15 protein-coding genes are annotated in these 14,549 nt (G+C 58.4%); 14 read left to right on the top strand and 1 reads right to left on the bottom strand.

What is annotated here, in order from left to right:
* Window positions 1–94: 94 nt before the first annotated feature.
* Complete coding sequence (locus XH91_RS34215; RefSeq protein WP_128929662.1) at window positions 95–1,543, bottom strand: aldehyde dehydrogenase; 1,449 nt, start codon at window positions 1,541–1,543, stop codon at window positions 95–97.
* A gap of 292 nt (window positions 1,544–1,835) precedes the next feature.
* Here XH91_RS34215 and XH91_RS34210 point away from each other — a divergent pair, with 292 nt between their 5' ends.
* The 14 genes from XH91_RS34210 to XH91_RS40165 all read left to right on the top strand — a co-directional run bounded on the left by XH91_RS34210 (window position 1,836) and on the right by XH91_RS40165 (window position 14,449).
* The gene (locus XH91_RS34210; RefSeq protein WP_232995587.1) at window positions 1,836–2,393 is read left to right on the top strand and encodes a phosphonopyruvate decarboxylase; all 558 of its coding nucleotides are present in this window, start codon (window positions 1,836–1,838) and stop codon (window positions 2,391–2,393) included.
* A gap of 5 nt (window positions 2,394–2,398) precedes the next feature.
* Window positions 2,399–3,031, top strand: coding sequence for a thiamine pyrophosphate-dependent enzyme (locus tag XH91_RS34205; protein ID WP_206733166.1), 633 nt, complete (start codon window positions 2,399–2,401; stop codon window positions 3,029–3,031).
* A 16-nt stretch (window positions 3,032–3,047) separates the two neighbouring features.
* Window positions 3,048–3,854, top strand: coding sequence for an ABC transporter ATP-binding protein (locus XH91_RS34200; RefSeq protein ID WP_164933835.1), 807 nt, complete (start codon window positions 3,048–3,050; stop codon window positions 3,852–3,854).
* Between the two features lie 40 nt (window positions 3,855–3,894).
* A complete protein-coding gene (locus XH91_RS34195; protein ID WP_164933836.1) occupies window positions 3,895–4,713 on the top strand; it encodes an ABC transporter permease in 819 nt (272 codons plus the stop codon).
* 19 nt (window positions 4,714–4,732) lie between these two features.
* Window positions 4,733–5,839 carry an ABC transporter substrate-binding protein gene (locus XH91_RS34190; protein ID WP_128929659.1) on the top strand — a complete coding sequence of 369 codons (1,107 nt, stop codon included), beginning with the start codon at window positions 4,733–4,735 and terminating at the stop codon, window positions 5,837–5,839.
* A 40-nt stretch (window positions 5,840–5,879) separates the two neighbouring features.
* Window positions 5,880–7,286: an MmgE/PrpD family protein gene (locus tag XH91_RS34185; protein ID WP_128929658.1), complete on the top strand. Its 1,407-nt coding sequence runs from the start codon at window positions 5,880–5,882 to the stop codon at window positions 7,284–7,286.
* A gap of 73 nt (window positions 7,287–7,359) precedes the next feature.
* Entirely contained in the window at window positions 7,360–8,550 is a 1,191-nt protein-coding gene (locus tag XH91_RS34180) for a CaiB/BaiF CoA transferase family protein (RefSeq protein ID WP_128929657.1), read from the top strand.
* A 1-nt stretch (window position 8,551) separates the two neighbouring features.
* Window positions 8,552–9,127 (top strand): cysteine dioxygenase family protein, encoded by a 576-nt coding sequence (locus XH91_RS34175; RefSeq protein WP_164933837.1) that lies wholly within the window; start codon window positions 8,552–8,554, stop codon window positions 9,125–9,127.
* Window positions 9,124–9,900 (top strand): enoyl-CoA hydratase/isomerase family protein, encoded by a 777-nt coding sequence (locus tag XH91_RS34170; protein WP_128929655.1) that lies wholly within the window; start codon window positions 9,124–9,126, stop codon window positions 9,898–9,900. Before XH91_RS34175 ends, XH91_RS34170 begins: the two co-directional genes overlap by 4 nt.
* Before the next feature lie 310 nt (window positions 9,901–10,210).
* On the top strand, window positions 10,211–10,387 hold the full coding sequence (locus XH91_RS39535) for a hypothetical protein (protein ID WP_232995585.1): 177 nt from the start codon (window positions 10,211–10,213) through the stop codon (window positions 10,385–10,387).
* Between the two features lie 202 nt (window positions 10,388–10,589).
* Window positions 10,590–10,970: a helix-turn-helix domain-containing protein gene (locus tag XH91_RS34160; protein WP_128929654.1), complete on the top strand. Its 381-nt coding sequence runs from the start codon at window positions 10,590–10,592 to the stop codon at window positions 10,968–10,970.
* Window positions 10,970–12,202 (top strand): type II toxin-antitoxin system HipA family toxin, encoded by a 1,233-nt coding sequence (locus tag XH91_RS34155; protein ID WP_128929653.1) that lies wholly within the window; start codon window positions 10,970–10,972, stop codon window positions 12,200–12,202. Before XH91_RS34160 ends, XH91_RS34155 begins: the two co-directional genes overlap by 1 nt.
* Before the next feature lie 1,306 nt (window positions 12,203–13,508).
* Window positions 13,509–13,826, top strand: coding sequence for a hypothetical protein (locus XH91_RS34150; protein ID WP_128929652.1), 318 nt, complete (start codon window positions 13,509–13,511; stop codon window positions 13,824–13,826).
* 332 nt (window positions 13,827–14,158) lie between these two features.
* Window positions 14,159–14,449: a WGR domain-containing protein gene (locus XH91_RS40165; RefSeq protein ID WP_232995584.1), complete on the top strand. Its 291-nt coding sequence runs from the start codon at window positions 14,159–14,161 to the stop codon at window positions 14,447–14,449.
* Window positions 14,450–14,549: the final 100 nt, after the last annotated feature.

The raw sequence follows: 14,549 nt of genomic DNA, 5'->3' as shown, positions 1-14,549 counted from the left end.
CGGATGGAGGACGCGCGGCTGTCTCGCAGCGCCGGCGATCACGTGAGAACTTGCGGGCGTGCAAGCACGCAGGCCCGAAATAGCAGCGGGATGTCTACTGCAATCGGAGCCACACGCTCTTCGTCTGAAGGAAATCCTTCATCGCGTCGATCCCACTTTCACGCCCCAAGCCGGATGTCTTGTAACCACCAAAGGGAACGGCAGGATCAGTCTTCCGATACATGTTGATCCAGACCGTTCCGGCCTGGAGTCGGGCTGCGACGCGGTGAGCGCGACTTACGTCCTTGGTCCAGAATCCCCCGGCTAAGCCGAAGTTGGTCGCATTAGCCGTGCGGATCGCATCCTCTTCATCCTTGAACGCGATAACAGAAAGAACGGGACCAAAGACTTCCTGCTGGGAAATCGTCATCGTGTTCTTCACATCGGCATAGATCGTCGGTTCGACGAACCATCCCTTGCCGCATTCCGGGGCGTGGGATCGCTTGCCGCCAAGCACTAGCCGCGCGCCCTCCGAGCTGGCTGTGTCAATCATCGAAAGTATCTTGCGGAATTGCTGTTCCGTCGCGACAGGGCCGATGTCGGTCGCTGGATCCAACGGGTCGCCCAGCCGCATGCCGCTTCCACGCCGGACCAGCTTTTCAAGGATCTGTTCAAGCACCGTCTCTTGAACGAGTAGGCGGGAGCCCGCGACACATGTTTGCCCGGTCGAGGAGAAAATACCTCCGACGGCACCGGCTGCCGCAGCATCCAGATCGGCGTCCTCGAAAATGATGTTAGGCGATTTCCCGCCCAGTTCCAGGGCTACCGGTTTGAGGTGGCGAGCGGCGAGCTCGTAGACTTTGCGACCGGCGTCGACACCACCAGTGAAGGAGATCTTGGCGACTAGTGGGTGCTGGACCAGCGCGGGTCCGATCTCGGAGCCGTAGCCGGTAAGAACATTCACGACGCCGGGCGGCACTCCAGCCTCTTCGAGCAGATCCACGAACAACAGTGTCGATGTGGATGTGAATTCTGATGGCTTGACGACCACCGTGTTGCCGGCGGCGAGGGCCGGGGCAATCTTCCAGGAAAGAAGTCTCAACGGCGAATTCCACGGAGTGATCGCGGCGACGACGCCGATCGGCTCGTATCGTGTGTAGTTGAAATAATTCTCCGGATCGACGGGGATAACGGAGCTGTGGACCTTGTCGGCAAGGCCGGCGTAGTAGTGATACCACTGCGCCATCGTCTGCATTTGGGTCCGCATTTCGGAAATAGTCTTTCCGTTGTCGCGGATCTCCCATCGCGCCAGGCTCTCGATGTTCTTCAGCACGAGATCTCCAACCCGGTGAAGAATAACCCCTCGCTGCTTTCCGGTCAGCCGAGGCCAAGGTCCTTCGACGAATGACCTGTGTGCGGAGTCGACTGCGTCGTTCACGTCGGAAGCATCGGCTTGCGGGACAGTCGCCCAGGTCTCTGATGTAAAAGGGTTCTGTGTTTCCAATCGCCGTTGGCTCTTTGACGCGCGCTTTTTTCCTCCGATCACCATCTCGAAGTGCTGCATTCCATCTCCTCCGTTTGAGCGTTCGCAACAAGCAGCTCAATAGATCGAGGTAGCAGCATGGGCAACGACAGCAGCTGTTATGGAAGTATGATCAAAATGAAAGAGGAGGCTTGTCCTGCGCGTAAGCTTCGGGGACTTCGAGTAAATTTGTCGCGACGGCCGTGGTTTGGTGCAGCGCGGGAAGCGACCGGCTGTCGATCTCGCCTTGACGTCTCCGGCTCACTGATCGTAGCAATCACTACGACGTCGTCCCGGTTGCCGGGTTGGTCGGAGATACAAGGAGGATCGTTCATTGTCAGCAGCTGTGCACGCAGAGAGCCGCGTTAAGGCGAAGGAAGCCGCCCGGGCGGGCTGGCAATATGAGTTGTACGACCTGCTCCGACGAAACAACTTCACGCAGTTTGCCTACGTCCCGGATGCCGGCCACACCGTTCTCATCAACGAGTCGCTCGCAGATGCCGAGGTCGAGTCGATCGCGCTTACAACCGAAGAAGAAGGTGTCGCGATGATGGCGGGTGCCGAGTTGGGCGGCGCCCGTGGCGTGCTGCTTATGCAGAGCAGCGGCGCGGGTAATTGCGTCAACCTTCTCTCCCTGATAGCGGGCGGACGCTTCCCTTTCTTGACGCTCCTGAGTATGCGCGGAGATTTCGGCGAGGGTAATCCCTGGCAGATGCCGATGGGGAGGGCCGTCGAGCCGGTCCTGGAAGCGATGTCGGTTCGATGTCTGCGTGTAGACCGGCCTGAGGACGTCGTGCCTGTCGTCTCGGCTGCCATCACGATGGCCTTCCAAGGCGGCGAGGCAGTTGCGGTCCTCCTCACTCAAAAACTCATCGGCGCGAAGGCGTTCTAGGGGGCATGATCATGAAAGCAAATGTTGGCAATCCGGAGTTCGACGAGCGCTACGTCCTTGATCGACGTGAGGCCGTTCCAGCGTTAGTGGGAGGTCACAAGGAGTTCCTGTTCATCGCGGGCTTGGCTGGCACCGCGCGCGATGTGACTTCGCTGGTGAACGATGGTCCGTCCGCCTATGGTCTCGGAGGGGCCATGGGGGCGGCGACGATGATGGGGTTGGGTCTCGCTCTCGCTCGTCCCGATCGTACCGTCATCGCCTTTTGCGGTGACGGAGAGTTGCTGATGAACGTCGGGTCCCTGGCCACCATCGGCGTCCGCAATCCTCCCAACTTGAGAATCGTTTGTGTCGACAACGGTCACTACGGCGAAACCGGCTACCAGCGCAGCCATACGAGTTTGGGCGTAGACCTTGAGAAGATCGCCGTCGGGTCCGGCATCAGGCGCACCCTGACTATCGGTACAGCAGCCGAGCTACCGAAAGGCAGCAAGTTGCTGCGGGAATCTGAAGATGCCGTCTTCATCTTGATGCGGGTCAAGCCCACCGATCCGCCGAAGTTTAAGCGAACTCTGGATCCGGCCGTGTGCCGCGTCCGTTTCAAGGCTGCTTTGGCGGATGCAGCTCGTGCGGGCGGCTGAGTCGAAGAGGCGCGAAGTGCCGACGGCACGCAGCGAAGACGCCGCGCCGTCGGCTACCGGCATCGACGTTCGCGATGTATCGAAGATCTTCGCGCTCGGCGCTTCGGAACAGACCGTGGCGCTCAAGCCGCTTTCCCTCACGATCCGGAAGGGCGAGTTCTTCAGCTTCATCGGACCGTCGGGATGCGGCAAGACAACCTTGCTCCGCATCATCGCCGGCCTCACCACCCCCACGACAGGTGGCGTTTTCATAAATGGCACGCAAGTGACCGGACCGGATTCACGGATCGGTATGGTCTTCCAGAAGTCCACGCTTCTACCCTGGCGAACGGTTCTTCAGAATCTTCTCCTTCCCGTCGAGGTGACGAAATCATGCTCGATGCAAGAGGCGAGATCGCGGGCCGATCGCCTGCTTGAGATGATGGGAATTGCCGCTTTCAAAAATCGCTCGCCAGACGAGTTATCCGGCGGCATGCAACAACGAGCGGCGATAGCTCGGGCGTTGATCACAGATCCCGAAATCCTGGCCATGGACGAGCCCTTCAGCGCGCTCGACGAATTCACGCGTGAGCGCCTGAACGATGAACTGATGGGTCTGCAAAAGAGCGCGCAAAAGACCATCATCTTCGTCACGCACAACATATCCGAAGCGGTCTTTCTGTCTGATCGCATCGGAGTGATGGCCCCAAGACCCGGGCGCTTAGACAGCATCATCGAAGCGCAGGGCTTTCCCGCTGTGAGGGACGCCTCACTCCGGAAGAAGCAAGAATTTTTCCGGGAGGTGGCGAGAGCCCGGGATGCCTTCGATAGGCTTCATTTGTGACTCGGGACCTATCGTTCGATGTTGTAAACGGAGAATGCAAGTGTCCAGCCAGGCCGTGAGAAGCGAATCCGAGATCGGCTCAGTCCCCTCGATCCTAGAGGGGGGCCGAAAATTCGGAGCAGCACTGCTAGCGCTCGGCATTGCGCTGCTGCTTCTCGCTATCTGGCAACTCTCGTCCCAATATCGACTTGTGTCCGCTCTGATCCTCCCGAGCCCAGCTCTGGTAGCGGGCGCGCTCTACGAAGGCGTGGTCGGCGGACGCTTCCTGAACGACATCCTCGTGACATTCAACGAAACCGTACTTGGCTTCCTGTTTGGAACGGTCGTCGCCATCACTCTGGGGGCGACGTTCGCATATTCGGGGCTCCTGCGGCGTGCCGGCTATCCCTACGTCATTGCTGTTCAGACGTTCCCGAAGATCGCTATCGCTCCCTTGCTGATAGCCTGGTTCGGATACGGCATAGGACCGAAGGTCATCATTTCGGCTCTACTCGCCTTCTTTCCGGTATTCACCGCTACACTTGCCGGATTCACTGAAGTGAACTCGGACATGATCGATCTGCTGCGATCGATGAAGGCGACGCGGCTACAAGAACTTCGCAAATTGAGGCTGCCCTTCGCGATGGCTTTCATCGTGCCTTCTCTCGATGTGGCCATCGTGCTGGCTTTGCTCGGAGCAATCGCTGCCGAACTGGTCGGCGGAGCCGCAGGTCTGGGGCAGGTCATTCAACAAAAGTCGTTCACGGGCGACATAGCGGCCGTTTATGCGGTCCTCGCTCTCACGGCCGCAATCGGCATAAGCCTTAGAAGCATCGTCAGGACGGTGACCCGAGCTCTTCAGTCAATGGCGTGGGGCTGATTGCAGGTATGGGCACGCAATGCCTTTCGGCACGATTGAATGGAGGAAGTCCTTGCGTTTAGTAGGTTGTTTGGCGGTTGCAGCCAATCTGTCCGTCTTCGTCTGTGGTGCGACGCAAGCCGAGAGTCTGAAGGAAGTGACCTTCGCATCCTCGGATACAGCATTGAGCATCGGGTCCGCGCCTTACTCATCGCTCCAGCCCACCTTGAAGTTGCCGGAGAAGTACGCGGGGGTGACGGTCAAGTTTCAACCTACCGCTGGCGCGACGGCTGCGGTGCAGGCCGTAAGCAACGGCAATGCATTCTATACTTTGGTGGCGTTAGCGTCCTTCTTGCCGCTCGCCCGTCAAGACCCGAACCTTGTTATCGTCTCGTTCGACCCCGGCAATTCTCTCCGGGTGATTGTGCCCCCCGATAGTCCGGTGAAGGGTCCCTTAGACCTGAAAGGTAAAGTTATTGGAGTCGGTAGTTTTGGCACGGCGGCCTATCCGTATGGCAAGGCTATCCTCAAGGAAGCCGGCCTCGATCCCGACAAGGACGTGACCTTCCTGCCGGTCGGTCTCGGAGCACCAGCGGCGGACGCTTTGAAAAGCGGCAAGATCCAGGCTTTCGCGGGGTTCGATAGCCCGAACGCGGTGATCGGAAATCTCCTCGGCGTGAAGATGAGAGACGTGCCGTCCCCGCTGAACGATCTCGTTGGTATGGTCGGTATGGTTGTCACCCGCAGTGAAATCGAAAAGCATCCGAAGGTGGTCGCAGGCCTGTGCCGTGCGCTCTACGAATCGTTCTTCTTCGCCGAAGGAAACATCGAAGGGACCGTGCGCAATCACTTTAAGGTCTATCCTGGCCAGCTCCCATCGAACAAACCACTTGATGAAGCGGTCCGGGAAGGCGAGGTCATCCTGAGAGCCAAGCTCGACGTCGTGAACCACAGAGGAGCCGGTGGCATCATCGGCTACCAGGAACTGCCGACCGTTCAGCACACCGTCGACAAGCTGTACGAGAACGGAATCCTTCCGGAGCGGATGGAAATATCAAAGTACGCGGACCAACGGTTCAAGAACGATTGTGGCGGTTTCGATCCCGCTGAGCTCCGGGCGCAGGCCCGCGCTTGGAAACCGCAATAGAGGAAATCGACAACTGGACACCGAGAGAGGAGAATATTCAATGACGGTCATCGAGCATCTTGCAAAGTGGGGGTCCGAAGCGCCCTTCGAACATTCAAGGGCAGCGCGAGACGTCGCTCGGCACGCTGTTGAAGACGTAATTGCCTGCATCATAGCGGGATCCAACGATCTCGGCGCCTCTAACGTCCGCAAGATGGTGTACGCCTCCGATAGTGCCGGTCCTGGCACGGTCGTCGGAGAGGAGAAGGCCGTGTTGCCGCAGCTGGCGGCGCTCGCAAATGGAACGGCCGGCCATGCATTGGACTATGACGATACGTTCCTTCCGGGCGTCAATCACGCCAGTTCGGTTCTCGTCTCGGCCCTCATGGCGCTTGGCGAGCAAGCGGGATCCTCGGGCGCCGAATTAATCGATGCCTATTTGGTCGGTCTAGAGCTCCAATTCGCGGTCGGCAGCGGTGTGATGCGTAGCCACTACGATTTTGGTTGGCACTCCACTTCGACGATCGGGTGCATCGGAGCCGCCGGCGCCTGCGCGCGGCTTCTCAAGCTGGATGCCAGGCGCTTCGCGCATGCGCTCAGCCTCGGGACGAGTATGGCGTCTGGGTGCAAGGTCCAGTTTGGCAGCATGGCAAAGCCTCTGCACGCCGGGCTTGCCGCTCAGCACGCCATCGAGGCGGCCCAATTGGCCGCGGCCGGCGTCGAGGGACGGCTGAATGCGCTTGAAGGAGGGATGGGCTTTCTCGAATTGTTCGGCGGCAAAGGACCGGCTGGCTGGGGAAAAAACATCGAGAAACTGGGCGCGCCGATGACGGCGGAGTCTCGCGGTCTCATGTTCAAACGCTATCCGTGTTGCGCCTCGACGCACCGGGTTCTAGACGCGTTCTTCGAGCTAAGGGCGCAAGAGAAGTTCGAGGCCGACGAGGTCGAAAGCATCAACACGCTAATTGGATACGGTAACTCGCGAAATCTGATGTACACAAATCCAGTCTCCGAAATGGAGGCTAGATTCTCTATGCAATATTGCATGGCCGTGGCTCTTGTCGACGGTGCTCCGAAGCTCAGTCACTTCACGCCGCAATCCGTCAAGCAGGAAAAATACCGTCGACTTTTCGGACTGACAACCGTCAGTTGCTACGATCCTGCGGAGGAGCAGAAGAACGTCGACCTAATGCGTCCTCATGTCATTACCGTCAAGTTGAAGAATGGCCGGTCGCTGGAACGGTCGCGGGATCTTCCGGTCGGTACCCTCAAATACCCGTTTAGCCTCGACGACCGCAAAGCAAAATTCGACGATTGCTGCAAATCTAGATTGGACAAGGTATCCTCCGATAGGCTCTTCGAGGCCATCAACAATATCGAGAGCGAAGGGCATCTGTCCCGGTTCACCGGTTTGCTGCGATTCGGAGCAAAGGCAAACCACGCTTTCCGCACTTCGAGCTTCGCGTGAGTGCGGCCGGAAGACCACGCATCCGGCCTCACGTGATCCATTCAGCGCAGAACGACTGCGACCGGAAAAAAATATGTCGTCGAAGCCACTTCCCCTGGATCAGGTTAGCGTAGTCGAATTCTGCTCGACGGCAGCGGGGCCTTTCGCGTCCATGCTGCTCTCGGATATGGGAGCGAGCGTCATCAAGGTCGAACCGCCAAATGGAGATGGCTTACGCCAATGGCCGCCGTTGACAGAAGGATTTAGCGAGAACTTTGCCTCACTCAATCGCAACAAGAAATCGATCGTCCTGGATCTCAAGAATGATGAGGACAATGACATTGCGCGGCGGCTTGTGCTCGATGCCGACGTGCTGATCGAGAACAATCGTCCCGGCGTGATGGAGCGCTTGGGGCTCGGTTATCCGCAATTCGCCGCGGAGAGGCCGGATCTTATCTACTGCTCGATATCCGCATATGGTCAAACCGGACCTCGAGCCGACGAAGGTGGGTTTGATCTCACCATTCAGGCCGCTGCTGGCGTGATGAGCGTAACGGGCGAAAGCGATGGAGCGCCGGTCAAATGCGGAGTTCCGATCTCGGATTTTGCGTCGGGTCTATACGCCGCTTTTGCCGTGACCTCCGCTCTGGTGCGGGTTCGGGCGGGGGGCAACGGCGCTCACATAGACGTTCCGATGTTTGGCTGCACGTTGGGTATAGCCGCGTTACAGACAAGTGAATTTTTCGGGACTGGTCTGCTCCCCCGCAGATTGGGATCCGCCCACCCGCGTAATGCGCCCTACCAGGCTTATCGAGCGGCGGACGGCTTCTTCGCGATTGCGGCTGGCAACGACGGACTGTGGCGCGAGGTCTGTCGTGTCGTCGGACGCGACTATCTCGTCACCGATGGGCGTTTCCTTACCACCGCTGACAGGGCTTCGAACCAGCACTCCCTCAAGGAGCTGCTGGAGGCCGTATTCGAAACCCAGCCGGTCGATTACTGGATCGGAGCCTTCGCGAAGGCTCGTGTGCCTCATGCAAGGATTAATAGCTACGACGCGGCCCTTGGAGATCCTCAGACGCGCCACATGGGATGGATCAAAGAACTCCAGTTGCCGGGTGGACGAACGACGCAGACTTTCGCATCGCCCCTGAAGTTCGGCGGCGAAAGCTTTGAAATCCGGAGCCGACCGCCCCTGCTGGGTGAACATACAAAGGAGTTCCGTGACGCCTACAGCCGCAGGCAGCCGGACCTCAACCGAGTTTCAACAAGGTCGGAGGACTGAGGTGAGCCAAAAGCTGCTTGCATTTGTGGCCGAGGTGACACGCTGTGTCGAAAACGTTCAGGACGAAGTCATAGTCGTTTCGCGCGTCAGGAAGGCGATGAGCGAGCTTGTGTCAACGGATGACTGGTTGCCTGAGACGATGGCGCTGTCCGATCCCAAATTCTATCAGCAACATCTGCTATATGGAGACCCTCTTGATCGCTTTTCGGTCGTGAGCTTCGTTTGGGGACCGGGCCAGCAGACGCCGGTCCATGACCATTCCGTGTGGGGTGTCATCGGCATGTTGCGAGGATCCGAGATCAACCAGAGGTACGGCCGGACGGCCTATGGGATGGACCCGATCGGTGGTTCCGAGCGACTGGAGCCAGGCGACGTGGAAATCGTGTCGGAAGCGGTTGGCGACATTCATCAAGTGCGAAATGCGTTCGATGACCGCGTGTCCATTAGTATCCACTGCTACGGTGGGAATATCGGGAGAATCCGACGTCATGTCTTCAAAGATCTCGGTGAGACCCAAGAGTTTGTCTCGGGTTATTCCAATGCTCTCACTCCCAACCTCTGGGCGCCAGCGCAGTGAGTGGGACGGAAGACCTTTTCGTCGGTCGCGCCGACGGTGTCGTGCGATTGCGCCTGAACCGACCGGAAGTAGGCAACGCCTTGAACCCAGGTTTGATCGCGGCCCTCACGCGCGAGGTAGAGGAGGCACGAAGATCGTGCGCCAGGCTTATGATCGTCGAGTCGAGTGGGCGCAACTTCTGCACTGGCTTTGATCTGTCGCGACTCCAGGAGGAAACAGACGATACGCTATTGGCAAGATTCGTCCGTATCGAATATTGTCTCCAGGCGATCAAGAATGCACCTTTCCCGACGTTGGCAATAGCCCGAGGGCGAGCGATCGGAGCCGGGGCCGACCTGTTCTGCGCCTGTGCCATCCGTTGGATCCTACCGGGGTCGTCGTTCGTCTTTCCGGGAGCGAATTTCGGCCTTGTCTTGGGTACCTCAAGGCTCGCCGAGATCGTCGGCGCCGCGACGGCCGCGGAATGGATCATGGGAGGGGCGACGGTCGATGCGCAATCCGCGCTGGAATCCGGCTTGGCTATGAAACAAATTGGCTACGAAGACATCGAAAGGGCAGTGTCTAGCGAGACCGCTCGCGCCTGTCGGCTAGATAGTTCGACGCATCAATCGATTTGGATGGCTGCAGCGAGTGCTCGCAGCGTTCGCGGAGAAACGGGTGACGGCTTCGACATGCTGAGGCTCATCGCGTCCGCTTCGCAGGTCGGCCTAAAGGAAAGAATAGCATCATACCGAACGGCAAGCCAATCGATCTGGCCCGTCACGTCACCTTGATATAGGATCGTGATCTAACCTCGCCGAACAATCAGCGTGAACGATGTTACCTCGGGCCGGCCACAATTTGACCTTCGAAACGTTTCGTCCGGTCGGTCACCATCGCTTCTTTTGAGATGGTAGCTGCGACGTCTGACAATCTGACGAGATATTGCTTGCCGGCCTACTCCGCTTGTTTGGTCTCATCACACACAAGATCGTCGACGGACCCAGGCGTCTTTGAGTAGCTTACATTTAGCAAATATTCGTCGCGGCGGAGCCTACTTTTGCGCTCGAGGACGGCGCCGCCATCAATCCTTTCCACCGCGACATGCCGCGCCTGTCGGTGGATATCGACCACACCTATCTGCCGGTGGTTCCGCGCCCCAAATCTCTGGCCCCGATCGATGCGGCGATGGAGCGCATGGCGGCGGCCATCAGGAAAGGATTGCCGGCAGCACGGGTGACGGAAGTCGTCAGCGCCGGTGAAAGATTGTCATCAAGCTGACCGTCCAGAGAGGCGCCGCGCAGGTCAGGATCGAGGTCACGCCGGTGATCAGGGCCGAGCTAGAGCTGCGCGATGTCTCGTCGAGCGTCGAAGAAATGTCCGGCTTCCGGACCCAAATGGAGCTGCTCAGGCTGTTGTCAAGTAAACCAATTCGTCATATATGGCATATAAACAAGTGTTAGTCGCCACATATGGTGATATTATGAGTTCGCCCAAATCCAATGCCGCGCTTGAACGTCTTGGTCACGACCTTCGATCGGCTCGCCTGCGCCGTCGTGTGGCTGTGGCCGACTTGGCTGCGCGCGCGGGTACGTCGCCTAGCACCATCGCACGCCTGGAAAAAGGCGATCCGGGAGTCGCCGTAGGCACGCTCGCGGACGTGCTCGTCTCTCTCGGGCTTATCGAGAATCTCGCCGATCTCGTCGATATACGGAAAGACGATCTGGGTTTGGCGTTGACGTCGGAGCGGTTGCCGCAGCGCGGTCGATCGTACGCTGCAAGGCTGCGCAAGCAGGAGAGGCAGGGCGACAAGGACGGGAAAAACGAACCGGACGATGTTGATCCGAACGGCGTGGCCTTCTGATGACTGAATACTACGCCCAAGTAGCCCTTGGCGAAGGCTTAACGCGAGTCGGTGAACTACGCTTCACGCAGACCGGGCCTCGTCAATTTTCGATCTTCACCTATGACCCGGCCTGGGCGAAGGATCCGCGTGCTTTCGCATTGCAGCCGAACATGCCCTTTGAGGGCGGGCCGTTTCATGCGTCGGCGCAGTCTGGCAATTCGCGCGAGGCGCTTGCTGGCGTCTTCTCCGATGCTGCGCCCGACAGCTGGGGGCGCAGACTGCTTGAACGTGCCTATGGCAATGGCCTCTCTGAATTCGAATATCTCACACTGTCCGACGATACATGCCGGCAAGGTGCTCTGCGTTTCATCGATGAACATGGGAAGATCATTACCGGTAAGGCCAACGAAGCGGTACCGCGTCTTCTTGATCTAGAGGCGATCACGGCGATTGCCCGCGCCTACGAACAAGGCAAGGAGATTTCCCCTGCGGACATGCAAGCTCTTGCCGGAGCCGGCGGCTCGGGCGGGGCTCGGCCCAAAGCCAACGTTCGTGACGGCGACGTTCTCTGGCTTGCCAAGTTCACTTCCGTCCACGATCAGCACCCGATCGAACAGGTCGAGGTCGCGACGCTGAACCTTGCCAGGATGTGCGGCATCCGCATTCCAGAGGTCAGACTGGAACTCGCTGACACGAAATTTCCGGTCGCGCTGGTCCAGCGTTTCGATCGACGCGGCCGCGCCCGCATTCCCTACATCTCCGCCCGAACGGCGCTCGGGAAGACAGGCTTAGAGCTCGGTTCGTACACGGAGATTGTCGATTTCATGCGGACGTCAGCTCCGGATCCGCAAGTCGATTTTGAGGAGCTCTATCGGCGGATGGTCTTCACTATCCTTGTTTCGAACAAGGATGATCATCTGAAGAACCATGGCTTCCTGTACGTCGGTTCGGGACGGTGGCGTCTGTCGCCGATGTTCGATGTGAACCCGGCGCCCGATCGCAACCCGCATCTCGAGACGGCGATCATGGAAGGTGGCACGCACGACCGATCAATCAAGCTCGCCCTCGAGGCCTGCGAGTTTTTCGAAATCACCGACGCCAACGCGCGAAAGATCATCCGAGATACAGCTCAACGCGTGTCCGATGGATGGCGGGAAACTTTCCGACGGGCAGGGGTCGGCCGTGCCCAATCGCGCGACTACGAAGCCGCCTTCGTCCATGATCAGAGCGACACAGCGCTTGGTCTATAATTCATCATATATGAAATGTTATCTGCTTCAATATATCATATTTGACTACTACGTAGTGATGCGCCAGAGACTTGCGAAGGCGCGGCCGGGTTCCCTCTGCCCTATCCACTTAGGTACGATCGACGATTTGCCTCGTATCGGACGGGAGGCATTCCAAGATTTGTGCCTCGCCATCGTGGCGGAAGATTTGAAGTCCCCGATACAGAACTTTTTGGCCTCCCACGATGGCGGTCGGACGAGCATTTCCCGGCGCTTGGGAAGGAGGCGAGGCCGCCCCGCGCCGGAAAGTGCACGATCCAGATCAAGCATTTCGGAAATGCCGCCGCCCGTCTATCTCTGTCGCACCTCACCAAGAAGCCGGGTGTCAAACGCCATCCGGAACTGAGGGGGCAGTTTTCCATGGCGCGCGACAGCCGGGCAATGCCAAGGAGCTCGCTGCCCAGGGGGCGCGCAGGCGATTACATCTTCATTACGAACGCCGGGGTTTCGGGAGCTGCCGAGGCAAGCATCTGCAGGCTTTCGAAAAGGCCGGTGTGCAGCGTTGTCGCGTGTTTGGAGGCGACTGGGTCGCGGCCCAGCTTCGGAGCCGCCCGTCCCCGAGGATGCTAATTCCGCGAATCTACAACCTCACGCATCTCCGACAATTCATCGACGGCGGAGCCTATCTTCAGGCATGACATCTACTCGGCGCGATGGGCGACAAATCTGCGCTGCTTCGCGACCACGGACGCGCATAGACGGAGCGTGGAAGCGCTGCTGGATCACCGGTTCGTCTTGCTTCGCGGGATCCGGCTTCCGGCAAATCGATGATCGCGGCGATATCGTCTCTTGGCGCGCTGGATGACCTTGCTATAGCCGAGCACGAGGAAGGCGACAGGTGGACCTTTCGTCATCCGACGATCGCGGATGCCTATTCGTCGCGGGAGGCCCCGACCTCGTCGAGATATACCTGCCCGGAGCCAAATCCGAGCGACTGCTGGCGTACGTGTTTTGCGGACGTCGCAGCGATGTCGATGCGTCAGAACGCCATAGAGCGCAGAAGGTACTATTGGACGTGCCGATCAATAGCGTCCTTCATTACTTCCTAGCCGAGCGCTGTGATGAAGATTTCTGCGCACTTTCGTCGAGGCGCGCCCAGAGATTTGGTAGTTCCCCTGCATATTCCGATGGCTGACGGCAATAACATCCGCTTGCTTGCCCGATTCAAACAAATCGTCCTTTGTCCGAAGAGGACATTGAAACCTGATGAGGGAGATACGGGAATACGCTGGAATGCTTCGACGAGTCGATTTTCCAGGATGGACGTGTGCGATCACTGTTGCCTTCTGACGAATTCGAACGGCTCTGCGCCGACGTGAAATGGGAATGGCTTGCCGACCTTGGTGCGTCGGTCGGTCGCACGCGAAGAAGTTACAGCTCGAGCGATCAGGCAGGAATGTATCGTGACTTTCGCGATTCTCTCGAGGCCGCCGCAAAGTATTTTTGGGACGATGACGCGTTGCAAGCGGCGTTGTCAACGGCTTTGCGCCGGATGGACGAGATGATCTACGAGGATGAGGACCAGCGGCCTCCCCGCGGCGAAGCGAAACTTTCAAATCTTCGCCGAAGATCTCCGGAGCGTTGATCGAGATATTCAGTGATGTAGATGAAGAGTAGGGGCGCCATGATCTTGATCCAGCGCTTGCCCGGGGCAGTTCAGAAAATCGTGCCTGTCGTACCCGCGGCGCTGTTTCGCGGTGCGTTCGCCGTTTTCGTTGAAGTCCGACAGGCCCGGAGCTTGCGGGCTTCGCCTCGGTCACCTATCGCGAGCTCAGCAGCGATTGCCACAAATGCCGTTATGAAATTTCTGAATCGTCGGCCCTGGTCGATTCACTTATTTAATTGGACGGTTGATTCGGGAATTGCGATTCTGGCGCATGTCCGAACTCACCGTGCAATAAGCCCGCAAAGTTCTACGTGCTGACGATCGAGCCGACGCTGTTTGGCGATACAGCATTGGTGCGCGAATGGGGCCGCCTCGGTGGGCACGGCCAACGGCGGCTCGATCTGTTCGATGGGCACGTGCAGAGGCGCTTGAGTCCTGGTTCAAGCGCAAGACCCGTCGTGGTTACGTACAGCGGCACTTTCGCTTGGAGCCGGCTGCGACGTGCGGCAAGCGGTCTGATCTGGAGAAAATCTCCAATTAAAGTATGTCAAAGTAATCCGAAGGTATTTCGAATCTATTCCGAGAATTGCAGTATTCCATAGTACAACAATAGCGTACCTTCGCCGTGATCGAGGCTCATCAGGAAGGCTTTCCGCTCTCTACGTCAAGCTACCTTATCCTGGTTTGAAGTCGGAACATCGA

It is taken from the genome of Bradyrhizobium guangzhouense (assembly GCF_004114955.1).
GTDB classification, from domain to species: Bacteria; Pseudomonadota; Alphaproteobacteria; order Rhizobiales; family Xanthobacteraceae; genus Bradyrhizobium; species Bradyrhizobium guangzhouense.
This window is presented reverse-complemented; position numbering and strand designations above follow the sequence as displayed.

Coding starts and splice junctions, on each gene's coding strand:
- XH91_RS34215 (WP_128929662.1), bottom strand. CDS start 1,543: ATGCAGCACTTCGAGATGGTGATCGGAGGAAAAAAGCGCGCGTCAAAG.
- XH91_RS34205 (WP_206733166.1), top strand. CDS start 2,399: ATGATCATGAAAGCAAATGTTGGCAATCCGGAGTTCGACGAGCGCTAC.
- XH91_RS34190 (WP_128929659.1), top strand. CDS start 4,733: ATGCCTTTCGGCACGATTGAATGGAGGAAGTCCTTGCGTTTAGTAGGT.
- XH91_RS34185 (WP_128929658.1), top strand. CDS start 5,880: ATGACGGTCATCGAGCATCTTGCAAAGTGGGGGTCCGAAGCGCCCTTC.
- XH91_RS34180 (WP_128929657.1), top strand. CDS start 7,360: ATGTCGTCGAAGCCACTTCCCCTGGATCAGGTTAGCGTAGTCGAATTC.
- XH91_RS39535 (WP_232995585.1), top strand. CDS start 10,211: ATGCCGCGCCTGTCGGTGGATATCGACCACACCTATCTGCCGGTGGTT.
- XH91_RS34160 (WP_128929654.1), top strand. CDS start 10,590: ATGAGTTCGCCCAAATCCAATGCCGCGCTTGAACGTCTTGGTCACGAC.
- XH91_RS34155 (WP_128929653.1), top strand. CDS start 10,970: ATGACTGAATACTACGCCCAAGTAGCCCTTGGCGAAGGCTTAACGCGA.